At 68.5% G+C, this 26,418-nt stretch carries 28 protein-coding genes; 14 read left to right on the top strand and 14 right to left on the bottom strand.

Annotation, left to right across the window (positions count from 1 at the left end; genetic code table 11):
* From Q0599_RS09560 to Q0599_RS09550, 3 genes are read right to left on the bottom strand one after another with little or no spacing between them, the layout of a single operon-like run.
* A complete protein-coding gene (locus Q0599_RS09560) occupies positions 1–711 on the bottom strand; it encodes a type 4a pilus biogenesis protein PilO (protein ID WP_298828827.1) in 711 nt (236 codons plus the stop codon).
* 7 nt (positions 712–718) lie between these two features.
* Complete coding sequence (locus Q0599_RS09555) at positions 719–1,387, bottom strand: PilN domain-containing protein (protein WP_298828824.1); 669 nt, start codon at positions 1,385–1,387, stop codon at positions 719–721.
* Positions 1,384–2,463 carry a pilus assembly protein PilM gene (locus Q0599_RS09550; protein ID WP_298828821.1) on the bottom strand — a complete coding sequence of 360 codons (1,080 nt, stop codon included), beginning with the start codon at positions 2,461–2,463 and terminating at the stop codon, positions 1,384–1,386. The genes Q0599_RS09555 and Q0599_RS09550 overlap by 4 nt, the downstream gene beginning before the upstream one ends.
* Before the next feature lie 365 nt (positions 2,464–2,828).
* Between Q0599_RS09550 and Q0599_RS09545 the strand changes: the two genes are divergently transcribed.
* On the top strand, positions 2,829–5,114 hold the full coding sequence (locus Q0599_RS09545; protein ID WP_298828819.1) for a penicillin-binding protein 1A: 2,286 nt from the start codon (positions 2,829–2,831) through the stop codon (positions 5,112–5,114).
* On the opposite strand, the gene cyaY is transcribed toward Q0599_RS09545, so the two are convergent.
* Complete coding sequence (gene cyaY / locus Q0599_RS09540) at positions 5,104–5,466, bottom strand: iron donor protein CyaY (protein WP_298828816.1); 363 nt, start codon at positions 5,464–5,466, stop codon at positions 5,104–5,106. The two genes, Q0599_RS09545 and cyaY, sit on opposite strands and share 11 nt — an antisense overlap.
* A gap of 24 nt (positions 5,467–5,490) precedes the next feature.
* Between cyaY and Q0599_RS09535 the strand changes: the two genes are divergently transcribed.
* Positions 5,491–5,670: a lipoprotein gene (locus Q0599_RS09535; protein ID WP_298828813.1), complete on the top strand. Its 180-nt coding sequence runs from the start codon at positions 5,491–5,493 to the stop codon at positions 5,668–5,670.
* Positions 5,667–6,938 carry a diaminopimelate decarboxylase gene (gene lysA, locus Q0599_RS09530; RefSeq protein WP_298828810.1) on the top strand — a complete coding sequence of 424 codons (1,272 nt, stop codon included), beginning with the start codon at positions 5,667–5,669 and terminating at the stop codon, positions 6,936–6,938. The genes Q0599_RS09535 and lysA overlap by 4 nt, the downstream gene beginning before the upstream one ends.
* Positions 6,939–6,948: 10 nt before the next feature.
* Here lysA and Q0599_RS09525 read toward each other — a convergent pair whose 3' ends face one another.
* From Q0599_RS09525 to Q0599_RS09490, 8 genes are all read right to left on the bottom strand, one after another.
* Positions 6,949–7,944 carry an ABC transporter ATP-binding protein gene (locus tag Q0599_RS09525; protein WP_298828807.1) on the bottom strand — a complete coding sequence of 332 codons (996 nt, stop codon included), beginning with the start codon at positions 7,942–7,944 and terminating at the stop codon, positions 6,949–6,951.
* On the bottom strand, positions 7,941–8,918 hold the full coding sequence (locus Q0599_RS09520; protein WP_298828805.1) for an ABC transporter ATP-binding protein: 978 nt from the start codon (positions 8,916–8,918) through the stop codon (positions 7,941–7,943). Before Q0599_RS09520 ends, Q0599_RS09525 begins: the two co-directional genes overlap by 4 nt.
* Positions 8,919–8,980: 62 nt before the next feature.
* Positions 8,981–9,892, bottom strand: a complete 912-nt coding sequence (locus Q0599_RS09515) for an ABC transporter permease (protein WP_298828803.1) — start codon at positions 9,890–9,892, stop codon at positions 8,981–8,983.
* Between the two features lie 12 nt (positions 9,893–9,904).
* Positions 9,905–11,473: an ABC transporter substrate-binding protein gene (locus tag Q0599_RS09510; protein WP_298828800.1), complete on the bottom strand. Its 1,569-nt coding sequence runs from the start codon at positions 11,471–11,473 to the stop codon at positions 9,905–9,907.
* A 20-nt stretch (positions 11,474–11,493) separates the two neighbouring features.
* Positions 11,494–12,717 (bottom strand): M20 aminoacylase family protein, encoded by a 1,224-nt coding sequence (locus tag Q0599_RS09505; RefSeq protein WP_298828797.1) that lies wholly within the window; start codon positions 12,715–12,717, stop codon positions 11,494–11,496.
* Positions 12,717–13,700, bottom strand: coding sequence for an ABC transporter permease (locus Q0599_RS09500; protein WP_298828794.1), 984 nt, complete (start codon positions 13,698–13,700; stop codon positions 12,717–12,719). Before Q0599_RS09500 ends, Q0599_RS09505 begins: the two co-directional genes overlap by 1 nt.
* Positions 13,701–13,800: 100 nt before the next feature.
* Positions 13,801–14,523, bottom strand: coding sequence for a DUF3047 domain-containing protein (locus tag Q0599_RS09495; protein ID WP_298828791.1), 723 nt, complete (start codon positions 14,521–14,523; stop codon positions 13,801–13,803).
* Between the two features lie 93 nt (positions 14,524–14,616).
* On the bottom strand, positions 14,617–15,681 hold the full coding sequence (locus Q0599_RS09490; protein WP_298828788.1) for a porin: 1,065 nt from the start codon (positions 15,679–15,681) through the stop codon (positions 14,617–14,619).
* A gap of 304 nt (positions 15,682–15,985) precedes the next feature.
* Between Q0599_RS09490 and coq7 the strand changes: the two genes are divergently transcribed.
* The gene (gene coq7 / locus Q0599_RS09485) at positions 15,986–16,603 is read left to right on the top strand and encodes a 2-polyprenyl-3-methyl-6-methoxy-1,4-benzoquinone monooxygenase (RefSeq protein WP_298828785.1); all 618 of its coding nucleotides are present in this window, start codon (positions 15,986–15,988) and stop codon (positions 16,601–16,603) included.
* A gap of 12 nt (positions 16,604–16,615) precedes the next feature.
* On the opposite strand, the gene Q0599_RS09480 is transcribed toward coq7, so the two are convergent.
* Positions 16,616–17,038 (bottom strand): OsmC family protein, encoded by a 423-nt coding sequence (locus Q0599_RS09480; protein WP_298828783.1) that lies wholly within the window; start codon positions 17,036–17,038, stop codon positions 16,616–16,618.
* Positions 17,039–17,364: 326 nt separating this feature from the next.
* On the opposite strand from Q0599_RS09480, the gene ilvA reads away from it, so the two are divergent.
* Complete coding sequence (gene ilvA / locus Q0599_RS09475) at positions 17,365–18,930, top strand: threonine ammonia-lyase, biosynthetic (RefSeq protein WP_298828779.1); 1,566 nt, start codon at positions 17,365–17,367, stop codon at positions 18,928–18,930.
* A 38-nt stretch (positions 18,931–18,968) separates the two neighbouring features.
* Positions 18,969–20,042 carry a nicotinate-nucleotide--dimethylbenzimidazole phosphoribosyltransferase gene (locus Q0599_RS09470; RefSeq protein ID WP_298828777.1) on the top strand — a complete coding sequence of 358 codons (1,074 nt, stop codon included), beginning with the start codon at positions 18,969–18,971 and terminating at the stop codon, positions 20,040–20,042.
* 10 nt (positions 20,043–20,052) lie between these two features.
* On the opposite strand, the gene Q0599_RS09465 is transcribed toward Q0599_RS09470, so the two are convergent.
* Positions 20,053–20,688, bottom strand: coding sequence for a type II secretion system protein N (locus Q0599_RS09465; protein ID WP_298828774.1), 636 nt, complete (start codon positions 20,686–20,688; stop codon positions 20,053–20,055).
* Between the two features lie 59 nt (positions 20,689–20,747).
* Between Q0599_RS09465 and gspG the strand changes: the two genes are divergently transcribed.
* From gspG to gspN, 8 genes are all read left to right on the top strand, one after another.
* Positions 20,748–21,191, top strand: coding sequence for a type II secretion system major pseudopilin GspG (gspG, locus tag Q0599_RS09460; protein ID WP_298828772.1), 444 nt, complete (start codon positions 20,748–20,750; stop codon positions 21,189–21,191).
* A gap of 25 nt (positions 21,192–21,216) precedes the next feature.
* Positions 21,217–21,666, top strand: coding sequence for a Tfp pilus assembly protein FimT/FimU (locus Q0599_RS09455; RefSeq protein ID WP_298828769.1), 450 nt, complete (start codon positions 21,217–21,219; stop codon positions 21,664–21,666).
* Entirely contained in the window at positions 21,663–22,028 is a 366-nt protein-coding gene (gspI, locus tag Q0599_RS09450) for a type II secretion system minor pseudopilin GspI (protein ID WP_298828767.1), read from the top strand. Before Q0599_RS09455 ends, gspI begins: the two co-directional genes overlap by 4 nt.
* A gap of 4 nt (positions 22,029–22,032) precedes the next feature.
* Complete coding sequence (locus tag Q0599_RS09445; protein ID WP_298828762.1) at positions 22,033–22,665, top strand: prepilin-type N-terminal cleavage/methylation domain-containing protein; 633 nt, start codon at positions 22,033–22,035, stop codon at positions 22,663–22,665.
* A 3-nt stretch (positions 22,666–22,668) separates the two neighbouring features.
* Positions 22,669–23,619 carry a type II secretion system minor pseudopilin GspK gene (gspK, locus tag Q0599_RS09440; RefSeq protein WP_298828760.1) on the top strand — a complete coding sequence of 317 codons (951 nt, stop codon included), beginning with the start codon at positions 22,669–22,671 and terminating at the stop codon, positions 23,617–23,619.
* Between the two features lie 128 nt (positions 23,620–23,747).
* A complete protein-coding gene (gspL, locus tag Q0599_RS09435) occupies positions 23,748–25,016 on the top strand; it encodes a type II secretion system protein GspL (protein ID WP_298828757.1) in 1,269 nt (422 codons plus the stop codon).
* A complete protein-coding gene (gene gspM, locus Q0599_RS09430) occupies positions 25,013–25,534 on the top strand; it encodes a type II secretion system protein GspM (RefSeq protein ID WP_298828755.1) in 522 nt (173 codons plus the stop codon). The genes gspL and gspM overlap by 4 nt, the downstream gene beginning before the upstream one ends.
* Positions 25,531–26,418: a type II secretion system protein N gene (gene gspN / locus Q0599_RS09425; protein ID WP_298828752.1), complete on the top strand. Its 888-nt coding sequence runs from the start codon at positions 25,531–25,533 to the stop codon at positions 26,416–26,418. Before gspM ends, gspN begins: the two co-directional genes overlap by 4 nt.

The following is a 26,418-nucleotide window of genomic DNA, read 5'->3' as shown; positions in this document are numbered from 1 at the left end:
TCATTTCTTCGCCCCCGCCGCGCCGGGCCGCGCTCCCTTGGCCGCCTTGGCCTTCTCGGCCTTCATGGTCTCGATCTCGGCCGGATCCAGGTAGCGGTAGGTCCGCGCCGTGGCGTCCATGCCGAGGGCGCCGTCGCTGGTCTTCGATGCGGCCGCGATGTTGAGGTTGTGCAGGGTGACGATGCGCGAGAGGTTGGCGATGTCCGCCGCAAACGCCCCGATGTCGTGATAGCGACCGGACACCTTGATCGCGATCGGCAGTTCAGCGTAATAGTCTCTGATGATCACGTTTCCGGGTCGGAACAGTTCGAACTGCAGCCCGCGCCCGATGCCTGCCTGGTTGATGTCGGAAAGCAGCGCATCCATCTCGGCCTTGCCGGGAAGCTGCTTCTCGAGCTGCGTCACGTATTCCTCGACCTGCAGCTTCTGCTTGCGCAACTCGCCCAGGTTGACAGCCTGCGCCAGCTTGTTGCGGTAGTCGCTCTTCAGGCTCGCTTCCTTGTTGCGTTCCGCCTCGAGTCCATCGTGTGCATCGGACAGCAGGAAGAACCAGCCCAGCACCACCATCACCAGGGCCAGACCACCCCAGGTCATGAGCTTGGGAAGCACTGGCCATTGCCCGGGCTCATTCGGATTCAGGCCGCGGAACTGCGACGCGGCGCCTTCGAACACCGAGTTCAGGTCGACGTTCATGCCTCGCTTGACTGCCATGACATCCTCACGCCTTCTTGGGTGTCGCTGCCGGCAGCGATGCAGCCGCCGCCGGAGCCGCTGCCGAAGCCCCACCTGCAGGCGCCGACGCGCCCGCAGGAGCCGAAGCCGCGTCCTGCGGCCGCTTCACCGACAGGCGCATGGCGAACTCGAACAGCTTGCGCTGCTCCTTGTTCGCACCCTGCGCCGTGGTGGACTTGCTCTCGACCAGCTCGGGCTTGACCAGCCACTCCGAGCTGTAGGCGGTGTTGCGCAGCAGCTCGGAAATCCGCTCCTGGGTCTGAGCGATGCCGGCCACGGTCAGTCCCTGCCCATCCTGCTTGATGGACTTGAAGTAGATGCCTTCGGGGGTCTGCTTGACGAGTTCGTTCAGCAGGTGGACCGGGACGTTGCGGTCGAGCTGCAGGTCCTCCACGGCCTTCTGGCGCGCCTTCAACGACTCGATCTCGGCGCGCAGCGTGGCGATGTCCTTGATCTGCACCTCCAGCTTCCTGATCTCGGCGGTGAGGAAGTCGTTGCGTGCCTGCTGGGCCGACGTGAGTTGCTGCACGACGAGGTACCACAGGCCGACCACGGCCAAGCCCGCCGCCGCCGCAACGCCCAGGCCGGCGAAGAAGGCAATCTTCCTGCGCTGGCGCTTTTCTTCCCGGTGGGGAAGAAGGTTGATCAGGATCACTGCAGGAACCTCCGCATCGCCAGGCCGCAGGCGGTCAGGTAGGACGGCGCCTCGCGGCGCAGCTTGCTCTCGCGCACGGCCGAGCCGAGCTTCATGTTCTCGAACGGATTCACCACCATCGAGGCAAAGCCGGTGAGTTCGGTGACGCGGTCCTTCAGCCCCGGCAGCGTCGCGGTGCCGCCGGCGAGCATCACGTAATGGACCTTGTGGTGCGGCGTGCTGGTGAAGAAGTACTGCAGCGCGCGGCCGATTTCCTGCGACAGGCTGTCCACGAAGGGCGCGAGCAGCGAGCTCTCATAATCCTCGGGCAGGTCCGCGGCAAGCTTCTTCTGCTCGGCCTCCTCGAACGAGAAGCCGTACTGCCGCGAGATCAGCTGCGTGAGCTGCGAGCCGCCGAAGGCCTGGTCCCGGTCGTAGAGCATCTCGTCGTCGCGCAGCACCTTCAGGCTCGTGGTGTCCGCGCCGATCTCGAACAGCGCGACCAGCGCGTCCTTGCCCTCGCTGGGCAGGCCGGCGATGACACGACCCATCGCCAGGCGAGAGGCGTGAGACTCGATGTCCAACACCACCGGCTTGAGCCCTGCGGCCTCGGCCAACCCCTGGCGGTCCTGCACGCGGTCCTTGCGCGAGGCCGCAATCAGCACCTCGACGTCCCCGACCGAAGTCAGGCTCGGCCCGACCACACAGAAGTCCAGACTCACTTCGTCGAGCGAGAACGGGATGTACTGGTTGGCCTCGGACTCGACCTGCAGTTCAAGCTCTTCCTCGCGCAGACCGGCGGGAAGCATGATCTTCTTGGTGATCACCGCAGACTGCGGCATCGCCATCACGACCTGGCGCGTCTTGGTGCCGCTCTTCGCGACCACACGCTTGACGGCCTCGGCGACCTCGTCGAACTTCTCGATCTGACCGTCCGTGATCCAGCCCTTCTCAAAGCTTTCGGCGGCGAATCGCTCGAGCACGTATTCGCCGTTTGCGGTCTGGCCGAGTTCGACCAATTTCACGCTCGACGAACTGATATCCAGTCCGATCATCGGCGCATGCTTTCGGCCCAGCAAGGTGTCTAGGAAGCTCACGACGCCTTTCCCTCCCAGCGCTGCGAACGACGCGCCGGACTGTTAATAAGTTACTTCAATGCTAGCAGTAAAGCCTTTGTGCAACAAAGAAAAATGCCCTCGGCATCCCCGCTGCTCGTTGCAAAACTCACACTGGCGGCAACGCCCTTGTAAGCACTTTTCAACACTGCCCTTCCGCCATATCGACCGCCAGCTCCGAGACCTTCGGACCGTGACAAATTGATGCATCCACCCCTTTCTATAATGCGCTTCGGCTTCGATGGAGACCCATGAGCGATTCAGAGCGCCCTGCTGAGAGCGCCCCCGCGTCCCGAGACGACAGGCCCTCGAAGCTGCCCGGCTGGGCGGGGTGGCCGGTGAGGGCCATGCTTGTACTGGCGGCACTGGCGGCCGCGGCAGTGATGTCCGGGCTGATGCTGATCGCCATCGCACTGGCGGTGGCCTATCCGAACCTGCCCGAGATCAGCAGCCTGACCGACTACCGCCCGAAGCTGCCGATGCGCATCTATTCGGCCGACGAGGTGCTGATCGGCGAATTCGGCGAGGAGCGGCGCAGCTTCGCGCCGATCGCCGCCATCCCGAAGGTGATGCAGCACGCCGTGCTGGCCATCGAGGACGCGCGCTTCTACGAACACAGCGGCGTCGACTACAAGGGTGTGCTTCGAGCTGGCCTGGCCCAGTTGAGCGAGGCGCGCAGTCAAGGCGCGTCGACCATCACGATGCAGGTGGCGCGCAACTTCTATCTGTCTACCGAGAAGACCTTCACGCGCAAGATCTACGAGGTGCTGCTGGCGCTGAAGATCGAGAGCCTGCTCAGCAAGGAGCAGATCCTCGAGGTCTACATGAATCAGATCTACCTCGGCCAGCGCGCCTACGGCTTCGCGGCAGCCAGCGAGATCTACTTCGGCAAGCCGCTGAAGGACATCACCATCGCCGAGGCCGCCATGCTGGCCGGCCTGCCCAAGGCTCCCTCGGCCTACAACCCGATCGTCAATCCCAAGCGGGCCACCGAGCGACAGCAGTACATCATCGACCGCATGCTGGAAAACGGCTTCATCAGCGCAGAGCAGCACGCCGCCGCCAAGTCCGAGACGCTGCATTACAGGACCCAGAGCGAGGTGCCGCTGCATGCCGAGCACGTCGCCGAAGCGGCCCGCCAGTTGATCTTCAGCCAGTACGGCGCAGACGCCTACACGCGCGGTCTGGAGGTCTACCTGACGATCGACTCCGCGGAGCAGGCGGTCGCCTACCGGGCATTGCGCAAGGGCATCATGGACTACGAGCGCCGGCAGGTGTATCGCGGCCCCGAGGCTTACGTCGATCTGCCGGCCAATCCGAAGGACCTGGACGCGCGCATTGCCGAGGCACTGCAGGACCACCCGGACAACGACGAACTGAAGGCCGCCGTGGTGCTGGAAGCCAGTCCGAAGAAGGTGGTGGCGGTACTGCAGTCGGGCGACGAGATCGCCGTGACCGGCGAAGGACTGCGGCCTGCCACGTCCGGGCTGGTCGCGAAAGGCAATCCGAAGACCGCGATCCGGCGCGGCGCCGTGATCCGCGTGATCCGCGACGCCAAGGGCAATTGGAGCATCACGCAGCAGCCCGAGGTGGAGGGCGCCTTCGTGTCACTGGACCCGCGCACCGGATCGATCCGCACGATGGTCGGCGGCTTCGACTTCTCGAAGAGCAGCTTCAACCACGTCACCCAGGCCTGGCGCCAGCCGGGCTCGAGCTTCAAGCCCTTCATTTATTCTGCCGCGCTGGAGAAGGGCTTCACGCCCGCGACGGTGATCAATGACGCCGAACTGTTCTTCGACGCCGACGTGACCGGCAGCCAGCCCTGGGAGCCGAAGAACTACGACGGTCAGTTCGACGGCCCGATGTCGATGCGCCGTGGCCTGGCCAAGTCGAAGAACATGGTCTCGATCCGCATTCTTCAGGCGATCACACCGCAGTTCGCGCAAGACTGGGTGACCCGCTTCGGCTTCGAGGCCGACAGGCACCCGGCCTTTCTCACCATGGCACTCGGGGCCGGCTCGGCCACACCGCTGCAGATGGCCACGGCCTACAGCGTGTTCGCCAACGGCGGCTACCTCATCACCCCGCACCTGATCAGCCGCATCACCGACAGCAGGGGTCGGGTGCTCAACGAGCCCAGGCCGGCGGTACTGGACGAATCGGCGCGCACGCTCGATGCGCGCAACGCCTTCGTGATGACCAGCCTGCTGCAGGAGGTGACTCGCTCCGGCACCGCCGCCAGCGCGCAGGCGCGGCTGCGCCGGCCCGACGTCTACGGCAAGACCGGCACGACGAACGACTCGAACGACGCATGGTTCGCCGGCTGGCAGCAGAACGTGGTCGCCGTGGTCTGGATGGGCTACGACACGCCGCGCAAGCTCGGCGACCGCGAGACCGGCGGCGGGCTGTCGCTACCGATCTGGATCGACTACATGAACGTGGTGCTCAAGGGCGTGCCGGTATCCGAACCGGTGCCCCCTCCTGGCGTGGTGAACGTCGGCGGCGAGTGGTACTACGCCGAGTACGCCGACGGCACCGGCGTCACCACCCTGGGCCTGGAGGCGCCTCCACCGATCGACCCGGCGGTGGTCGAGGAAGAGCGCAAAGGTATCCTCGATCTCTTCAAGCGCTGAATGGCGGCTCGAAGCGCAATGACCTGCCGGCCTGTTCGCTCGCGCAGGTCGACAGCGCGTCGAAGAAGTCCCTCCCGTCGCGCGTATCGCGCCACTCGCCCTGCGCGTACTTGTAGTGATAGCCGCCCTGGCGCGCCGCCATCCACAATTCGTGCAGCGGCGGCTGGGTGTTGATGACGATCTTGCTGCCGTTCGGGAAACCCAGTTCGAGCAGGCCGCCGGTGCGCTGCGTGTCGATGTCCACGACGTCGTCCTGCAGCCACCGGTCGACCGTGGCCTCGATGCGCGCGAGCACGGCGGAGGTGATCGTGTGGTACTCGCCGTCGCTCAGCGGCGTGGGCTCGAAGGGCATGGTCATGGTCGATAGAATCCGTGCATGCGGCAGTGCAACACTAGTGTATCGGCGACGCGCGTGCGTCACCCGACGCGACGCCATCGCGGCCTCGTGGTCATCGCGGCGGCCGTCGTGCTCGCCGGACTCGCGGCCTGTGGTCAGAAAGGGCCGCTGATCGCGCCCCAGCCGGCCCCCGCGGCCTCGGCAGCGGCGGCGAAATGACGCTGCCCGGCTCGCCCCACGTCGCCTACCGCGGCCGCAACCTGTATCTCGAGGACTGCGCTCTCGCCGACCTCGGGCAGCGATTCGGCACGCCTCTATACGCCTACTCGCGCTCGGCCATGCTCGACTCGCTGGCGGGCTACCAGCGCGCCCTTGCCGGACGCGACCATCTGATCTGCTACGCGATGAAGGCGAACAGCAACCTCGCGGTGCTGCAGACCTTCGCCCAGGCCGGCTGCGGCTTCGACATCGTCTCGGGTGGCGAGCTGGCGCGCGTGCTCGCCGCCGGCGGCGACGCCTCGCGGGTGGTGTTCTCCGGCGTTGGCAAGACGCGCGCCGAGATGGCTCAGGCGCTCGAGGCCGGCGTGGCCTGCTTCAATGTCGAGAGCGAGAGCGAACTCGAGCTTCTGTCGCAGGTGGCGCGGCAGGCGGGGCGCACCGCGCGCATCAGCCTGCGCGTCAACCCCGACGTCGACCCGAAGACGCATCCCTACATCTCGACGGGTCTCAAGGGCAACAAGTTCGGCGTCGCTCACGACCGTGCCGTAGCGATCTACCGCCATGCGGCAACGCTGCCGGCCATCGAGGTGGTGGGCATCGACTGCCACATCGGCTCCCAGATCACCGAGGCCGGCCCCTACCTCGATGCGCTGGACCGTGTGCTCGACCTCGTCGAGGCGGTGGAGGCCGAGGGCCTGCACCTGCGCCACCTCGACCTCGGCGGCGGCCTGGGCATCACCTACACCGATGAACGCCCCCCGGCGGCGGAAGCGCTGGTGAAGGCGCTGCTGGCGCGCATCGACGCGCGCGGACACGGCCACCGCAAGGTCCTGCTCGAGCCGGGCCGCTCGCTGGTCGGCAACGCCGGGGTGCTGCTGGCAAGCGTGCTCTATCTCAAGCCGGGCGGCGAAAAGAACTTCTGCATCGTCGATGCGGCTATGAACGACCTGATGCGCCCGGCCATGTACGAGGCATGGATGGGCATGGCGGCGTGCACCCTGCGCGACGACACGCCAGTGGTGATGGACGTGGTCGGCCCGGTGTGCGAGTCGGGCGACTGGCTGGGCCGCGACCGCAGCCTCGCCGTCAGGCAGGGCGACATCCTCGCCGTGCTCTCCGCCGGCGCCTACGGCATGAGCATGGCCAGCAACTACAACACGCGGGGCCGCGCCGCCGAGGTGATGGTGTCGGGCAGCCAGGCCTGGCTGATCCGCGAGCGCGAGACCGCAGCCGACCTGTTCCGCGGCGAGCACCTGCTGCCGCGCTGAGGCACGGCGCTCAGAGACGGCCTTCCTCGACCGCGTGGCAGGCGATGCGGATGCCGTGCAGCATCAGCTGTTGCGGTCGCTCGCCGCGGCATCGCTCGTTCGCATGGGGGCAGCGCGGGTGGAACGAGCACCCGCTCGGCGGGCTCAGCGGGTTCGGAACCTCGCCCTGCACCGGCGTGCGCGCACGGCCGCTCATGCGGATGTCGGGGATCGCGTCGAGCAGCATGCGCGTGTAGGGATGCCGCGGTCGCGCGAACAGATCGGCCTTGGGTGCCACCTCGACCAGCCTGCCGAGGTACATCACGCCCACCTCGTCGGCGACGTGGCGCACCACCGCGAGGTTGTGCGAGATGAAGAGGTAGGTCAGACCCCGCCGCTGCTGCAGGTCCTTCATGATGTTGAGCACCTGGGCCTGCACCGACACGTCCAGCGCCGAGGTCGGCTCGTCGCAGACGAGGAACTCCGGCTGCGTGGCCAGGGCGCGTGCGATGGAGATGCGCTGGCGCTGGCCGCCGGAGAACTGATGGGGAAACTTCTGCGCGTCGGCGGCGGCCAGTCCGACCGACTGCAGCAACTCGCCCACGCGGGCCTCGATCGCCGCCCCGCCCTGCACCAAGGCGTGCTCGCGCAGTGGCTCGGCGACGATGTCCAGCACCCTCCAGCGAGGATTCAGGCTGGCGAACGGATCCTGGAAGATCATCTGCATGCGCCGATGCAGCGCACGTGCACCGGCGGAAGCGAACACGGCACGGGTGTCCTGGCCGTCGAAACGCACGGTGCCGCGCGTCGGCCCGTACAGACCGACGAGCAGGCGCGCCACCGTGCTCTTGCCGCAACCCGACTCGCCGACGAGAGCCAGCGTGCGGCCCCGCGCGATGTCGAAGCTCACCCCGTCGACCGCATGCACGAACTGGCGGGGCTTGCGCTCGATCACGCGATTGAGCCACGGCGCCGACACCTCGAAAGTCCTGGCAAGGTCCTGCACCTCGACGAGATTCGTCTTCATGCAGCCGGCCCCTTGGCTGAGTCGAGCAGCCAGCAGGCAGCACGCGTGGCGCCGGCGGCGAGCAGGTCCGGCCGCGTCGTGCGGCAGCGATCGAAGGCCTGCGGGCAGCGCGGATGGAAGGCGCATCCGGCCGGAATGGCATTCAGACGCGGCATCGCACCGTCGATCTGAAGCAGCCGCTCGCGCTCCTCGTCCATCGCCGGGATCGAGCCCATCAGGCCCATCGTGTAGGGATGTGCCGGACGGTGGATGACGTCTCCCACCGGCCCGATCTCGACGATGCGCCCGGCGTACATCACCGCCACCCGGTCGCAGGTCTCGGCGATCACGCCCATGTCGTGGGTGACCAGCATCACGGCCGCGCCATGCTCGCGGCACACTCGCTTGAGCAGCGCGATGATCTGCGCCTGGATCGACACGTCCAGCGCCGTGGTGGGTTCATCGGCGACGATCAGTTTGGGCTCGGCCGCCAGCGCGAGCGCGATCACCACGCGTTGGCGCATGCCGCCAGAGAACTGGTGCGGATACTGGTCGAAGCGCGCCTGCGGCGCCGGGATGCCGGTGTCGGCGAGCAGCGCGATGGCACGCTCACGTGCCTGCTTCTCCGACAGCGGCAGGTGCGTACGGATCGTCTCGACGAGTTGGCGCCCCACCGTGTAGAGCGGATTCAGCGAGGTCAGCGGGTCCTGGAAGATCGCGCCGATGCGCCGGCCGCGCAGCGTGCGCATCGCCTCGTGCGGCAGGTTGTCGATGCGCTGCCCCTCGAGGCGGATCTCGCCGCCGGCGATGCGCCCCGGCGGCTCGAGCAGGCCGATGATCGCCGCTCCGGTCAGCGACTTTCCCGCACCCGATTCGCCGACCACGCCCAGCACCTCGCCCGGCGCGATGTCGAAGGAAACGTCGTCGAGCGCGAGCAGGGCGCCGCGCCGCGTCGGGAACTCGACACGCAGGTGCTTCACCTCCAGCAACGGCATGTCGGCCCCGACGCCTCCCGAGGGGGAACCTCCTTGGTGAGACGGATCGGCGAAGGGCGGTGTCATCGCAGTCTCGGGTTCAGCGCATCGCGCAGCCAGTCGCCGAGCAGGTTGACGCTCAGCGCGATCATCACCAGCACGATGCCCGGGAAGATGGTGATCCACCATTCGCCGGAGAAGAGGAAGTCGTTGCCCACGCGGATCAGCGTGCCCAGCGAGGGCTGCGTCGGCGGCACGCCGACGCCCAGGAAGGACAGCGTCGCCTCGATCAGGATCGCCTGGCCGATGTCGATCGTCGCCAGCACGAGCACCGGGCCCATCACGTTGGGCAGAACGTGGCGCAGCATGATGCGTCCCCTCGACACGCCGATGACTCGCGCGGCCTGCACGTACTCCTTGTGGCGCTCGACCATCGTCGAGCCACGTACGGTCCGTGCGAACTTCACCCAGCCCGACAGGGCGATGGCGAGGATCAGCACCGCGAAGGCGAGCGTGTCGTGCGCGTTGGGGAACAGCGCCCGGCCCACACCGTCGATCAGCAGCGCAATCAGGATGGCGGGGAACGACAGCATCACGTCGCAGACCCGCATGATGAAGGCGTCGATGCGCCCGCCAACGAAACCCGAGAGCAGACCGAGCGAGACGCCGGCTACCACTGCGATCAGCACCGAGGCGAAGCCGACGAACAGCGAGATGCGCGCGCCGTACATCAGCGCGGAGAGAATGTCGCGCCCCTGATCGTCGGTGCCCAGCAGGTACTTCGACTGCCCCTCGGCGGACCAGGCCGGCGGCAGGCGCGCGTCGGCCAGCTCCAGCGAGGCGAGGTCGAACGGGTCGTGCGGCGCCACCCAGGGCGCGAAGACCGCGCAGAACAGGCACAGCGCGGCCACCGCCGCGGCGACCATCGCCACCGGCGAGGTGCGGAAGCTGTGCCAGACGTCGCCGTCGAAGAATCGCTGCAGGGCGCCTTGCATGGATCGTCGTGCTTACTTCACCACGATCCACTTGAAGGGCATGAAGTTGTCCGGCAGCTGCACCAGGTCGACGTTCTTCTTCATTGCCCAGGCCAGCGCCTGCTGGTGCAGCGGGATGTGGCCGAAGTCCTCGGCATGCAGTCTGAAGGCCTCGGCGATCATTGCATTGCGCTTGGCCTCGTCGGTCTCGCTCTGGATCTTCAACGTCAACTCGTCGAGCTTGGCGTTGCTGTACGAACCGAGGTTGAACAGGCCCTGGCCTTTCTCCGTCGGCGTCGCCATCAGGTTGGACAGCGCATTGTGCGAGTCGTAGGTGCCCGGCGTCCAGCCGAGCATGTAGAAGCTGGTGTTGCGGCTGAGGATCTTCGGGAAGTAGGTCGCCTTCGACTCCGCCTGCAGGTTCACCTTCACGCCGATGCGCGCGAGATTGGCCGCCACCGCCTGGCAGATCTCTCCGTCGTTGACGTAGCGATCGTTCGGGCAGTTCATTCCCACTTCGAAGCCGTTCGGGTAGCCGGCGTCGGCCATCAGCTTCTTCGCCGCCTCGACGTCGAAGGGCGGCCGCTTGTTCAGGTCGGCCACGAAGCCCTTGATGCCGGGCGCCACCATCACGCCGGTGGGCGTAGCGGCGCCGCGCATCACGCGCGAGCGGATCGTCTCGATGTCGATCGCCTGGTAGAACGCGCGGCGCACGCGGATGTCCTTGAACGGGTTCTTGCCCTTCACGCTGGAGTACAGCAGTTCGTCGCGCTTCTGATCCATGCCGAGGAAGATGGTGCGCAGCTCCGGGCCCTGCATCACCTTGAGGTTGGCATTCGACTTCAGGCGCTCGACGTCCTGCAGCGGCACGGGCTCCATCACGTCGATCTCGCCCGACAGCAGCGCGGCCACGCGGGTGGCATCGTTGCCGATCGGCGTGAAGACCACCTCGTCGACGTTGCTCTCGACCTTGCCCCAGTAGCTGAAGTTGCGCACGAGCACCGTCCGCGTGGTGGGCTGCCGCTCCTTGGTACGGAACGGGCCGGTTCCGTTGGTGCGGAAGGAGGCCGCGTTCTCGATGCCCTTGCGCCGGTCCACAGGCTTCTCGGCCTTGTTCGTCTCGCACCACTGCTTGTTCATGATGTAGACGAGCGAGATCACGTCCGGCAGGATGGGGAACGGGGAGGTGGTTTCGATCTCGACGGTGAAGTCGTCGATCTTGCGAACCTCCTTGATCGACGAGGTGTAGCCCTTCATGTCGGAGCCGTCACCGGCCGCGCGCTTGAAGCTGAACACCACGTCGTCGGCCGTGAACTTCTCGCCGCCGTGGAAGCTCACGCCCTTGCGCAGCTCGAAGCGCCACACCGTCGGCGAGGTCTGTTTCCAGCTCGTCGCCAGTGCCGGTGCGAGGCCGAGCTTCTTGTCGCGTCCCACCAGCGGCTCGTAGACGTTGCCGGTGAAGCTCAGCTGCAGCGACTCGTTCAGGGAGTGCGGATCCATCGAATTGGAGTCACCCTGGTTGGCCACGCGCAGCGTGACCGCGAGCGACGCGCCGCAGGCGAGCGAGAGTGCGGCGGCGAGGAGGGTCTGTCGCAGTGTCATGGTGTCTCCAGGGTGGTCCGTCAGGGCTTGCCCGGCCGCAGCGCGCGCTCGACCAGCGAGGCGAACAGCGCGGCGCCAAGCGGCAGCACATCGTCGTTGAAATCGTATCGGCTGTTGTGCAGGAAGCAGCTGCCCTCGCCGCCCTGGCCGAGGCGCAGGTAGGCGCCGGGCTTCACCTGCAGCATGAAGGAGAAGTCCTCGGCGCCCATGCTCGGCGGCAACTCGCGCACCACGTGCTGCTCGCCCACGATGCCGGCCGCCACGTCGGCGGCGAACTTTGCCTCACGCTCGGAGTTGATGGTGGCCGGGTAGCTGCGCATGTACTTGAGCCGTGCCGTGGCGCCGAAGCCGAGCGCGACAGACTCGACGAGGCGGCCGAGCCGCTCCTCGATCATGTCCTGCACCTCGCGCCGGAAGGTGCGCACCGTGCCGACGATGCGCGCCTCGCGCGGGATCACCGCGAAGGCGGTCGGTTCGCCGGCATGCACCGAGCACAGGCTGACCACCGCGTTGTCGATCGGGCTGACGTTGCGCGACACCAGGCTCTGCGCCGCGGTGATGATGTGCGCCGCCACCAGCACCGGGTCGATGGTCAGGTAGGGATGGGCACCGTGGCCGCCGCGGCCCTGCACGGTGATCTCGATGCGGTCGGCCGCCGCCATCATCGGCCCTGGGTTCACGCCGATCGTGCCGGCCGGCAGTGCCGGCCAGTTGTGCATCGCATAGACGGATTCGACCGGGAAGCGCTCGAACAGGCCGTCGTCGATCATCGCCTTGGCTCCGGCGAAGCCCTCCTCGCCGGGCTGGAAGATCAGCACCGCTGTGCCGTCGAAGTCGCGCGTTGCGGCGAGGTAGCGCGCCGCGCCGACGAGCATGGTGGTATGGCCGTCGTGGCCGCAGCCGTGCATCAGGCCGCGCGTCGCCGAACGCCAGGCAAAGTCGTTCTCCTCCACCAGAGGCAGCGCATCCATGTCGGCGCGCAGGCCAATGGAACGTCCCTCGCGGCCCGACGTGCCGCGCCGGCCACGCACCACGCCGACCACGCCGGTGCGGCCGATGCCTTCGTGGATCTCGTCGACGCCGGCCACACGCAGCGCCTCCACCACGCGCGAGGCGGTGCGCTTCTCCTCGAAACCGAGCTCGGGATGGGCATGCAGGTCGCGCCGGAAGGCGGTGAGCTCGCCATGCCAGGCGGACAGGCGCTGGTAGGCGCCGTGGGCAGCGCTCGCGTGGGCGGCGACCATCAATGCGCTCCGGTGCCCGAGGCGAGGCGCAGGCGCGGGTCGACGGCGAAGTACAGCAGGTCGACGATCAGGTTGATGAGCACGAAGATCAATGCGATCAGGCAAAGGTACGCGGCCATCACCGGGATGTCGGCGAATTGCACCGCCTGGATGAACAGCAGGCCCATGCCGGGCCACTGGAACACCGTCTCGGTGATGATCGCGAAGGCGATCAGCGAGCCGAGTTGCAGCCCGGTGATGGTGATCACCGGCACCAGAGTGTTCTTCAGCGCGTGCCCGAAGTAGACGACGCGGTCGGGCAGGCCGCGCGCGCGCGCGAACTTGATGTAGTCGGTCCGCAGCACCTCGAGCATCTCGGCTCGCACCAGCCGCATGATCAGCGCGAGCTGGAACACGGCCAGGGTGGTCGCCGGCAGCACCAGGTGCTTCCAGCCGTCGACAGTGAGCATGCCGGTGGTCCAGGGACCGAGCGAGACCACGTCGCCGCGACCGAAGCTCGGCAGCACCTTGAGGATCACCGCGAAGACGAGGATCAGCAGGATGCCGATGAGGAAGGTCGGCAGCGACACGCCGACGAGCGAGAGGGTCATCATCAACTGGGACAGCAGGGTCCCTCTGCGCAGCGCCGCATAGACGCCCATCGGAATGCCGACCAACAACGCGATCAGCGCGGCGAGCAGGGCCAGTTCCAGCGTCGCGGGCAGCCGCTCGGCGATGAGCGACGACACCTTGCGTCCCTGGCGCAGACTCAGCCCGAACTCGCCCTGCAGCGCATTGCCCACGAACGCCGCGAACTGCACCGGGAAGGGCTTGTCCAGGCCCAGGTCGGCACGCAGCTGGGTGCGCTGCTCCGGCGTGGCGTCCTGCCCGAGCAGGTTGGTCACCGGGTCGCCGACGTACTGGAACAGCATGAAGGCGATGAAGGCCACCGCGAGCATGACGACGACCGCCTGGAGCAGTCGACGCAGGATGAAGGCAAGCATGCGAAGGTATCGTGGACGGCTGGACCGGCGCGACGCCGGCAGCGGAGTTCAGCAAATTGCATGCCCCGCGCCAAGCGGGAATGCCCGGATCATCGCCGATTCACAGCGGCGCGCCGTCGCGGCCGATCAGGCGTACCTCGCCGTACGACGCCGCGGAGCGGCTCGCGGTGTTGTCCGCGTCGGTCATCAGGGCCACGCCGATGAGGGTGCCGGGGTCTTCGCCGAAGGCACGGCGGAAGTCGGCCTGCAGGTCGCGCTCGTAGTGCAACCACTGTCCGACGCGGGCGGTCCCCGACTCGAGCACGATCTTGCGGACACGGTCGGAGCGCGGCGCGGAGATCACCGATCCGGCGACCGCGCGCGGATCCCAGGCGTACATCAGCGTGGCGTAGGGTGGCGACTCGCCCGTGAGCGCCTGGGCGAGTTCGAAGAGCATGCGGTTGCGTTGCGACAGTCTCGCATGGTCACCGTCGAAGGCGAAGACGAGTCGCGCGGGCGAGTCCGACGCGTCGGCGTCGCCGAGGTCGGCCTGCTCGATCAGGCGCGCGACACGCCAGGAGAACTGCACCCGCAGGGGTTGCGCCGCGTCGATCCGCACCTGTCGCCGCAGCATGCTCGCCGAGCCGTCGGCCTCGGCATGGACGACGATCCGGTCGCCGTCGCGCTGCGTCCGATAGACCGTGCTTCGCTTCCCGGGCAGGCGGAGATCTTGCCACGCGGCCCAGGGGCCCCGGTCGCCCGGGTGCAAAGTCGGCGTCGGCGCGACCACCGACGTGCAGGCCGCCAACGACGCCACGGCCAGAGCGACAAGACTGCGATGCATGGACTTTCGAGCGACGATGCCTCCATGAAAAAGGCCGCCCGAGGGCGGCCTTTCAAGGCGGTTCGAATCAAGCTCGCGCGAGGCGAGCCTCGATCAGAACGTGTGACGCACGCCCACGGCGTAGGCCGTGCTGCGCTCGCCCTCCACACCGGTACCGGAGGCCAGGCCCGTGGCGCTGCCCACGTCGAAGTACAGGTTGGTGCGCTTGCTCAGGTTGTAGTTGTAGCCGACACCGATCTTGGTGTGCTTGTCTTCGGCGAAGTTCAGGTCGTCATCCACGCTGATGCGCGAATAACCGAACTTCAGCGTGCCGTTGCCCAGCGGAGCGCTGGCGGCCAGCAGGAAGACGCTGTTGCTGAAGTCGCCGTTGCCGACCTTCGACTTGGCGTAATAGAAGATCGGCTTCACGAAGCCGAGGTTGTAGTGCACAGCGAAGTTCATCACGCCGTTGCCGTCGGCCGTGCCGTCGTTGATCTTCTCGTAGCCGAAACCAGCGTAGATCGGGCCGGCGGTGTACTCGGCGTTGAAGCCGGTGTTGCGGCCCTGGCCGGTCGTCTCCGACAGGCTCACGGCGACGTTGGCGGTCAGGCCTCCCAGGCTGGGCGTCTTGTAGCCGATGACGTTCGAGGTGCGGGCGCTGCCGCCAGCCGGCCAGTTGGCCTGCGGAACGGTCGTCACGCCCGAAGCACCATCGGGAGTGTAGTAACCGGCCCAGTTGATGCCGACGCCGGTCTGGCCGACGCCGTCATTGCCGAACGGGTCAGACTTCAATTGGACCCAGAACGCCGGGGTGTACTCGCGGCCCAGGTAGACCGAGCCGGCTGCCGCGCTGGTCAGTTGGACGTAGCTGCGGCCGTTCCAGAACGGCGCCTGGTTCTGCGCGCCGGTGTCCGGATTGAAGCGGTGCTCGATCTGGAACTGGGCCGACAGGCCGCCGCCGAGGTCCTCGTTGCCGCGGAAGCCGAGGCGCGAGGTGGTCGACTGCTGCATGGTCCAGGCATCGCTGCTGGGCGAGCCGGGGTTCACGGCGCAGGGGCTGCAATCGTTGCGCTTGGCGATGCTCATGTCGAGCACGCCATAGATGGTCACCGACGACTGAGCCGAAGCGGTGCCGGCAAATGCGCCCAGAACTGCGAGAGCGAGCAGAGATTTTTTCATTGCGACTATCTCCTAGGTTGAACAAGAGGTCCCGATCAACTGGCGCCCTTGCAGGCAGATCAGGCCGAACCCCCTTTGCGGAAGTTGCGCGTATTCCACCAGACCCCCTCGGCCCTTGCAAAGATTTAGGGGGGAAATCGCGGCCGCTGTTGCCTGTGCACAACGAGGGGTAACCGATTCAGTGCGGGTCCAGCAGCTCCGTGAAAACCCTCGTTTCTTCCCCGACGCCGCCCGCCCGCCGGCATTGTCGAGACGCCGCGAGGGTATGCTGCTGAGTCAACTCCCAAGCCTGATCTGCGCCTTGATGGACAAGCTACTGATCGCACTCGACACCGCGCTGCGCGCGATTTCCGGGGCCAGCCATGCCGCCCGCGCCTGTCCTCGACCGTCGACGGAGCCCCGCCCCCTGAGCGAGGACGAGCGCAGCCTGGCGGGAGCCCTGATGCGCGTGAACCATGTCGGCGAAGTCTGTGCGCAGGCGCTGTACAGCGCGCAGGCCCTGGCGACCCGGGACGATTCACTGCGCCGCCAGTTCGAGCAGGCGGCCCGCGAGGAGACGGACCATCTCGCCTGGACGCAGCAGCGCCTGCAGCAACTCGGTGCGCGAGCGAGCCTGCTCAACCCGCTGTGGTACGGCGGCGCCTTCGCGATCGGGCTGATCGCCGGCCGCGCCGGCGACGCCGCGAGCCTGGGCTTCCTGGTCGAGACCGAACGCCAGGTCGAGCGCCATCTCGAGTCCCACCTCGACCGCCTGCCAGGGCACGACACCGCGTCGCGCGCCATCGTCGAGCAGATGCGCCAGGACGAAGCCCGCCATGCCGACGCGGCCCTGGCCGCCGGGGCCGCACCGTTGCCGGCGCCGCTGCGCTGGGCGATGAAGGCCGCCGCGCGGGTGATGACCACCACCGCGCACCGCCTCTGAGCCTGAACCGGATCAGTCGCGGACGATCTCGAAGCTGGTGGTGATCTGCGCCGTCTTGGCGAACATCGCGGTGGCCGAACAGTACTTTTCGTGCGACATGCGGATCGCCCGCTCGACAGCCGCCTCCGGCAGTTCGCGGCCGGTGACGGTGAAATGCATGTGGATCGCGGTGAACACCTTCGGGTCGGTGTCGGCGCGCTGCGCGTCCAGTTTGAGCTTGCAGCCGCGCACGTCGTGGCGGCCGCGCTTGAGGATGAGCACCACGTCGTAGGCCGAGCAGCCGCCGGCACCGGCGAGCACGGTCTCCATCGGCCTTGGGGCGAGATTGCGCCCGCCGCCCTCGGGTGCGCCGTCCATGGTCAGCAGATGGCCGCTGCCGGTCTCCGCCAGGAACGCCATGCCGCTGTCGGCCAGCCAATTGATCGTGCACTCCATGTCTGCCGTCCTCGGTGATCCACCGCACGCCTGCGGTGCGCGGCGCGCATTGTGCATCGCGTCACGTTCTGCCTGGAGTCGCCTCTCTACGGGTCAGTCTCGAAACATATTGCGGCGCAACATGAAAGGACCTACACTCTTTCGCATACGGTAGTCGTTTGGTTTCGTTTCGGCGCGTTTTCGACTGCCGTGCCGTTTGTCTCCTCCACCTCCTCCATTGGTGGATTCAGCCCAAGGCAGCAATGCCTTGGGCTTTTTTCTGGGCTGCCGCGGCCGGATGGCGACGGTATGATGCGGCGCCGCAAAGGCCCACCTGGAGACCGCCCATGGCCGGCACGCGCCGCAGCCCCGACAAGAAGAAGACCACCCCGGCGGCGCTGACGCTGGCCGACTACCTGCAGAAGATCCTCACGGCGCGCGTCTACGACGTGGCCCTCGAAACGCCGCTGGAGGTCGCCAAGAACCTGTCGCGGCGGCTGGGCAACCACGTCTTGCTCAAGCGCGAGGACAGCCAGCCGGTGTTCAGCTTCAAGCTGCGCGGCGCCTACAACAAGATGGCGCACCTCGACGCCGCGCAGCTCAAGCGCGGGGTGATCTGCGCTTCGGCCGGCAACCATGCCCAGGGCGTCGCCCTCGGCGCGCGCCAGCTCGGCTGCCGCTCGCTGATCGTCATGCCGGTGACCACGCCGAAGCTGAAGGTGGACGCGGTGCGCGCGCTCGGCGGCGAGGTGGTGCTGCACGGCGACAGCTACTCCGACGCCTACCTTCACGCACTGGAGCTCGAACGGGCGCAGGGACTGACTTTCGTCCACCCCTTCGACGACCCGGACGTCATCGCCGGCCAAGGCACGATCGGCATGGAGATCCTGCGCCAGCACCAGGGGCCGATCGATGCCGTGTTCGTCGCCATCGGCGGCGGCGGCCTGGTGTCGGGCGTGGCGGCGTACATCAAGTCGGTGCGTCCGGACATCCAGGTCATCGGCGTGCAGATGAACGACTCCGACGCCATGCTGCGTTCGGTGCGGGCGGGCAAGCGCGTGACGCTGTCCGACGTCGGACTGTTCTCCGATGGCACGGCGGTCAAGCTGGTCGGCGAGGAGACCTTCCGTCTCGCGCGCCAGCTGGTCGACGATTTCGTCGTCGTCGACACCGACGCCGTATGCGCCGCGATCAAGGACGTGTTCCAGGACACGCGCAGCATCCTCGAGCCGGCGGGCGCAATGGGCGTGGCCGCGGTCAAGCAATATGTCGAGCAGCACAAGCTCAAGGGCAGGACCTTCGTCGCCATCGCCTGCGGCGCGAACATGAACTTCGACCGGCTGCGCTTCGTGGCCGAACGCGCCGAGGTCGGCGAGCAGCGCGAGGCGCTCTTCGCCGTCACCATCCCCGAGGAGCGTGGCAGCTTCAAGCGCTTCTGCGCGCTGATCGGTCCGCGCGCCGTCACCGAGTTCAACTACCGCATCTCGGACGCGAGGCAGGCTCATGTCTTCGTCGGCGTGGCGATCGCCAATCGCGAGGAGGCCGACAAGCTCGGTCGCAACTTCGGCCGCCACGGCTTTGCGGCGCTGGATCTGACCGACGATGAACTCGCCAAGCAACACGTGCGCCACATGGTCGGCGGCCGCACCGAGCTGGCGCACGACGAGCGGCTGTACCGCTTCATCTTCCCCGAACGGCCTGGCGCGCTGATGCGCTTCCTGTCCAGCATGCACCCGGGCTGGAACATCAGCCTGTTCCACTACCGCAACCAGGGTGCCGACTACGGCCGCATCCTGGTTGGCATCCAGGTGCCGAAGGCAGACAAGAAGGCCTTCCGCGAGTTCCTCGCGACGCTGGCCTACCCCTGCAAGGACGAGACCGAGAACCCGGTGTACCGGATGTTCCTGCGCTGACGCACAATGAACACTGCCGCCCGGACTGCGTCACTTTCATGTCGGTCAACCGCTCCCTGATCACGCCCACCGCGAACCCGCTGCTCGAGCAGGCGCTGCGCGAGAAGCTGCAGCGTCGCAGCGAGACCACGGGAAGCCTGGGCGAACTCGAGCCGCTGGCGATCCGCCTGGGGCTGATCCAGAACACGCTGAAGCCGCGCTTCCGTGCGCCGCAGATCGTGCTGTTCGCCTCCGACCACGGCATCGCGGTCGACGGCATCGGCATTCCCGGCCGTGCGTCCACGGCCAAGCTCGTCGCGCGCCTGCTCGGATCGCAGCTGCCGGTTGCGGTGTTCGCGCGCATCCAGGGTCTGGAGCTGTCGGTGGTGGACTGCGGCGTGGCCGAGCCGGTGGTGCCGCATGCACGGCTGCTAGCGCGCAAGATCGCCCACGGCACGCGCAGTTCGCGGGCCACCATGGCCATGTCGCTCGACCAAGCCCACGCGGCTATCCGCGCCGGCATGGAGATCGCCGACTCCCTGCCGGGCAACGTGATCGCCTGCGCCGGTATCGGCGTCGGCGCGCACGAGAGCGCCGCGCTGGTGCTCTCGCGGCTTTCCGACACGCCGCTGCGCGAGCTGCTGCTGTCGGGCCCGAACATGCCGCAGGAGGACCTCAACCACCTGCTCGCCGTGCTTCAGGGCGCGCAGACGCGCCACAAGGACGCTACCGACCCCGTCGAGGTGCTGGCCTCGTTCGGCGGCTTCGAGATGGCGATGATGGTGGGCGTGATGCTGGTGGCCGGCAGCAAGCGGCATCTCGTCATCGCCGACGGCATGACGGCCTGCGCCGCCCTGATGGTGGCCTCGCGCATCGCCCCGGCGGTGACCGACTATTGCGTCTACTGCCGCAGCCACAACCACCATGGCCTGGACCGCGCGCTCTCGCTGTTCCAGGCCACCGCGCTGCTCGAGCTCGGCATGGAGAGCACCGACGGCACCGGGGCCACGCTGGCTTGGCCACTGGTGCGAAGTGCCGCCGCGTTGCTCACCGAGGTGGCCGAGGGGGAGGACCCCGGGCCGTCGCAGCCCGCAGGCATGGCCACCATCACAGGGGTCGGGACGCTGTCCTGAGGGCCGCGCGTCAGCGGTTCGTGAGCCCAGGGTTGCGCGTTCGCGGCACCACCGGCGCCGGCGGCTGAACGGAGGGCGGTGCAGAGACAGGTCGACCGGGGACGGCGGCACCCTGCGCCGGCAAGTGCAGGGGCTGCGGCACCGGCTGCACCACGGGCGCCGCAGCGCCGAACTTCACGCCGTCGGCCGGCCCGGGCAGCGTGCCGGTGGCCGGTGCGGGCAGTGCCGGGATCTCGAGCGTGACCGCCGGGCTGCCCTGCGCCGGGCCGATGGCCGCGGTGCGCAGGCTCACCGACTGCAGCACGATGTCCCCGTCGAGCGGTGCACCCACGGCATAAGCCCGGGCTGGCTTGGCATCTACGGCGATGAGCGCGTAACCGGCGCCATCCGGCTGCTTGCTGGCCATGATGCCGATCAGCTTGAAGCGCGAGGCGAGTTCGGGCGCAGGTGCCGCCTGCGTCGCGGACGGAGCGGTGGCGGTGGCGCCGAGCAGGCGCGAGAGGTCGCCGCGCAGCGCCCCGACATCCCCCACGGGCACGGTGTAGGCCGGCGCGGCCTGCGGTCGCACCAGCATGCGAAGCCCCCAGAACACTGCGGTGGCGGCCACCAGCGCCCAGACGACGAAGGCCGTGAGTCTTGCCAACATGCGGGGATTATCATCGACCGCGTCTGCAACACCACAGCCCTGCCCTGGCGGGCCGGTTCATGATGTCATCTTCCGTGCAACACAACCGATTCCGTCGCGCGCGCGGCTTCACCCTGATCGAGCTGATGGTGGTGCTGGTGATCATTGGCGTGCTGGCCGCGCTGATCGTGCCGAACGTGCTCGACCGCGCCGATGACGCGCGCGTGACCGCGGCGCGCACCGACGTGAACAACCTGATGCAGGCACTCAAGCTCTACCGGCTCGACAACCAACGCTACCCGAGCGGCGAACAGGGCCTGCAGGCACTGGTCGTCAAACCTACTGCGGGCGCGATTCCGCCGAACTGGAAGCCCTACCTCGAGAAGCTGCCCAATGATCCCTGGGGCCGGCCATACCAGTACGCCAACCCTGGCCTGAAGGGCGAGATCGACGTCTTCAGCTTCGGCGCCGACGGTGTGCTCGGCGGCGAGGGCAAGGACGCCGAGGTCGGCTCCTGGCAATGACCCCGGAGCCCGCGTGCCAGCGCGCATGCCCCCGCGCCAGATCGGCTTCACGCTGATCGAGTTGCTGGTCGTCATCACCCTGATCGCCATCGCCAGCAGCGTGGTCAGCCTGGCGATGCGCGACCCGGCGGCGACGCGGCTCGAGCAGGAGGCGGCCCGCCTGGCGGCGTTGCTCGAATCGGCGCGCGCCGAGGCACGCGCCTCGGGGCTTGCGGCACGCTGGGAGCCGCGCGCCGAACAGGCCGACACGCCCGGTTTCCGCTTCATCGGCCTGCCCGACTCGGCGCAGCTGCCTTCGCGCTGGCTCGGCGAGGGGGTCAGCGCCGAGGTGGTCGGTGCTCGTGCGGTGGTGCTCGGCCCGGAGCCGCTGATCGGCCGCCAGCGCATCGTGCTGCGGCTGGACGCACAGCGACTCGTGCTCGACACCGACGGCCTGGGACCGTTCACCGTCAGCGACGGCGAGGCCGCGCCGTGAGGCACCGTCGCGAGCGTGGCTTCACCCTGATCGAGGTGCTGGTCGGCGTGGCCATCGTTGCGGTGACGCTGGGCGCCGGCATCAAGGCCGCCGGCGCACTGACCAACAATGCGCAGCGCCTCGCCGACGTCACCGCCGCACAATGGTGCGCCGACAACCAGCTCACCGGCCTGCGCCTGGCCAAGCAGTTTCCCAGCGTCGGCGACGGAGAGTTCGTCTGCGAGCAGCTTAGTCGCAGCTTTCGCGGCAGGCTGGTGGTGAGACCGACTCCGAACCCGAACTTCCGGCGCGTCGACGCACAGGTGGCCAACGAGGCGGGCGAACCGGTGCTCAGCCTGTCGACCATCCTCGGCCGCTACTGAGATCATGAAGGACCGAGGCTTCACGCTCGTCGAGGTGCTGGTGGCGCTGCTCGTTCTCGCGCTCATGGCCGGCATGGCCTGGCGGGGCGTCGACGGCATCGTGCGCGCGCGCGACACCAGCCAGCGCCAGCTCGAACAGACGCTGCGCATGAACACCGTGCTCGCGCAATGGCAGACCGACCTCGCGGCGGTGCAGGACACCGGCGCGGTGCCACCGCTGGTGTTCGACGGCGCGACGCTGCGCATGACGCGCAGCGTGCCCGACGGCGTGCAGGTGGTGGCCTGGTCGTTGCGGCCGGCGGGCGCGGACAACGTCCTGGAGCGCTGGGCCGGCCCGGCAGTGACCGGCAGCGCGGCCCTGCAGGACAGCTGGTTCGCCAGCCAGCAGTTGCAGGGCGGCGAACCCGGCCAGTTGCGCACGCTCGAAGGCGTGTCGCAATGGCAGGTGTACTTCTTCCAGGGCAATGCCTGGAGCAACGCGCAGTCCACCGGCAACGTTGTGGCGCCACCCGCGGGCGCGGCCAGCGGCGCGCCGCCCCGGCAAGCCTTGCCCTCGGGCGTGCGTGTGGTGATGGGCTTCGCGCCGGGCAGCGGCTTCTCGGGCACGCTCACGCGCGACGTCCTGCTGGGGCCCTGAACGATGACTGTTCGGCGTTCATCACGGCAACGCGGCGCGGCACTGCTGACTGCGCTGATCATCGTCACGATCGTGGTGACGCTGGCGGCTTCGATGATCTGGCAACAGTGGCGTGCCGTGCAGGTCGAGGCGGCCGAGCGCGCCCGCGTGCAGTCGGCCTGGATCCTCAACGGCGCGCTCGACTGGGCGCGGCTGATCCTGCGCGAGGACGCGCGCTCCGGTCGCCCCACGGCACTCACCGAACCCTGGGCCACGCCCTTGGCCGAGGCCAGACTGTCCACCTTCCTCGCTGTGGACACGAGCAACGCCGAGGATGCACCCGATGCCTTTCTCTCCGGCGTGATCACCGATGCGCAGGCGCGCTACAACCTTGCCAGCCTGCTCGATCCGGGTGGCAAGCTCGTGCCGGCCGAGCTCGAAGCGCTGGAACGGCTCTGCCAGACGGTGGGCGTCGCCAGCGACGTCGCCGCACGCATCGCCGCCGGCCTTCGCGACGCGCAGGCCGTGGGCGGAGAGGGCAACAGCAGTGCGCCGCTGCGGCCACGCAAGCTCGAGCAACTCACTTGGCTGGGCATCGACGCCAGCACGATCGCGCTGCTCGAGCCCTACGTCACGCTGCTGCCGGTGCGCACCCCGGTGAACGCCAACACCGCCTCGCGCGAGGTGCTCTCCGCCGTCGTCAAGGGCATGGACCTGGCCACCGCCGAACGCCTCGTGCAGTTGCGCCAGCGCGACCCGTTCAAGACGCTGGGTGCGGTGGCGGCCCAGGTTCCCGCCCTCGGCCCGCTCAATCCGCAACAGCTCGCCGTGGTGTCGAGCTTCTTCGAGGTGCGCGGGCGCCTGCGTCTGGAGGACCACGTGCTCGAACAGCGCTCGCTGGTCGAGCGCCGCGGGCTGGACATGCTGGTCGTGCAACGTGAGCAGGTTTCCACGCTTGAGGCACTGCGCCCGTGATCGCGGGTCCGGCCCCATGGTGCAATGGCCCCCGGACGCGCTACAACGTCGTGTCCTAAGTCGTTGATTTGTGAAGGTTTGTAGAAGACCCAACCCTACAATGCGGGCAGCACCGTGACGCGCCACCCATGTCCATCCTCGTCGTCCAGATTCCCGAACGCCAGCGCCTGAGCGCACGTGGCGGTGCCGGCCCGGAGGCGTCCGCCTCGGGCATCGGCACCGAGTACGTCTACGTGACCAGCCCGGACGGCCTGGTGATGAATTCGCAGGGCGAGTGCGCCGCGGCGCTGCTGCCCAAGGCCAGCTCGGTGGTGGCCATGCTCGCCGACACCGACGTCAGCTGGCACCGCATCACCCTGCCCAAGGCGCCGGCGGCGCGCCTGCGGGCCGCGCTCGTCGGCGTGCTCGAGGAGGCCCTGCTCGAGGATGCCGAGGACGTCCACCTCGCCGTCGCACCCGGCGCCACGGCGGGCCAACCCGCATGGGTGGCGGCGGTCGACCGGCGCTGGCTGCGCGCCGAGCTCGCCGCGCTGGAGAAGGCCGACGTGTTCGTCGACCGCATCGTGCCCTCGTCGTGGCCCGACGACCCGCCCAGCGGTCACTTCGCCGAGACACGCGCCAGCGCCAACGGTCCGGACCAGGGGGTGCTGCTGCACTGGTCTCATGCCGACGGCGTGGCCAGCATCCGGCTGCACGGGGGCCTCGCACGCGCGCTCATCCCGCGGCCGGCGCCTCCGGGCACGCGCTGGAGTGCCACACCGGGGGCAGCGGCCTCCGCCGAGCAGTGGCTGGGCATGCCGGTCAACGTCATGTCGCGCCCCGAGCGCGCGCTGCAGGCTGCGCGCAGCCTGTGGGATCTGCGCCAGTTCGACCTCGCACAGCGCACCCGCGGCGCGCGGGCGCTGCGCGACGGCCTGCGCCGCTTCGCCAGCCCGCAGTGGCGGCCGGTGCGCTGGGGGCTCGCCGCGCTCCTCATCGCCCAGGTCGCGGGCCTCAACGTCTGGGCCTGGCACCAGCGCAGCGCCGTCGAGGCGCGCAAGCTGGCGATGCAGAGTGTGGTGCGCACGACCTTCCCGCGCGTCAGCGACCTCGACCTGCAACGCGACGCTGCCGCCGTGATGCAACGCGAGGTGCAGACCCTGCGCACGGTGGCCGGCAAGGCGGGCGACACCGACCTCGAGCCGATGCTGCTGGCCGCCGCCTCGGCCTGGCCCACGGACCGGCCCCCGGTGGACACGCTGCGCTACGAGAGCGGGCGCCTGACCCTGGCCGCCGCCGGCTGGAGCGAACAGCAGATCGCGCAATTCAGGAGTCTGCTGCGGCCGGCGGGATGGCAGGTCGACGCCAACGGCGCGCAGCTGGTGCTGTCGCGCGCACGGCCTGGAGCCCGCTCGTGAATACGAAGGCCCTGACGCTTCCGCCCGCCGTCGCGCAATGGCGCGATCGTGCCCGCACCTACTGGCGTTCGCGGGCGCCGCGCGAGCGCCTCGCCCTGGGCGCAGCCGGCACCGTCCTGGGCGCCTTCCTCGTCTGGCTGATCTTCATCCAGCCCGCCTGGCGCAGCCTGCGCGAGACACCGGCGCAACTCGACGCGCTCGACGCGCAACTGCAGCAGATGCAGCGCCTCGCCGCCGAGAGTCAGAGCCTGCGCGGCGTGGCGGCGGTGACACAGGTGCAGGCCGCCGCGGCCCTGAAATCAGCCACCGACCGGCTGGCCGACCGAGGCCGTCTGTCGCTGCAAGGCGACCGCGCCTCGCTGACGCTCAACGGCGTCTCGCCGGAGGCGCTGCGCGGCTGGCTGCTCGAGGCGCGCAGCGCGGCACGCGTGCGGCCGGTCGAGGCGCAGCTCACGCGCGGGCCACAGGGGTACAGCGGCACGGTGGTCGTCACGCTCGGCAGTGGAGGCACGCCATGATCGGGCGGCGCCGCAAGGGCCGTCCTTGGGCGAACACCGCCTCGGCCACCGGGTGGGGCGAGTCGACCTTTGCGGAGATCGCCTGGGACAAGTCGCGCGGTGCGTCGACGCGTTGGGCGATGCTCGGCGTGGTGCTCGGCGTGCTGGCTGGCCTGGTCGCCTTCGCACCCGCAGCCTGGCTCGCCGGGGCACTCGCCTCGGCCACCAACGGGCACTTGCTGCTGGCCGACGCGCGCGGCACGGTGTGGTCGGGCAGCGCCGTGGTCGTGCTGACCGGCGGCCCGGGCAGCCGAGACGCCAGCGCCCTGCCCGGCCGGCTCGATTGGACGGTCGGCGTGAAGGGCCTGGGCCTCGAATTGCGCGCCCGCCATGCCTGCTGCCTGAACGGCACCGCCTCGCTGGTCGTCAGGCCGGGTCTCGGCCGCATCTCGATGACGCTCGCCGCCCACCCCGACTGGATCGGCCAGTGGCCGACCGCCTGGCTCGGCGGGCTGGGCACGCCTTGGAACACCATGCAGATGGGCGGCAGCATCCGCCTCGCTTCGCCGGGCCTCAGCGTCGAATCGGTGCAAGGTCGCTGGCGGCTGGCCGGCCGCGCCGACATCGATCTGATCGACGTCTCCTCGCGCTTGTCCACGCTGGACACGCTGGGCAGCTACCGCCTCAGCGTCGCGGCCGATCCTTCGGGCAACGGCGCCTCCCTGCTTACGCTGTCCACGCAGCAGGGAGCGCTGCAGCTCTCCGGCAACGGCAGCCTCGGGCCCACTGGCGTGCGCTTCCGTGGCCAGGCGAGTGCTGCGCCGGGGGCCGAGGCGCCGCTGACCAATCTGCTGAACATCATCGGGCGGCGCGATGGCGCACGGTCCGTCATTTCGATCGGATGA

Source organism: uncultured Piscinibacter sp., from assembly GCF_937952055.1.
GTDB lineage: Bacteria > Pseudomonadota > Gammaproteobacteria > Burkholderiales > Burkholderiaceae_C > Piscinibacter.
This window is presented reverse-complemented; position numbering and strand designations above follow the sequence as displayed.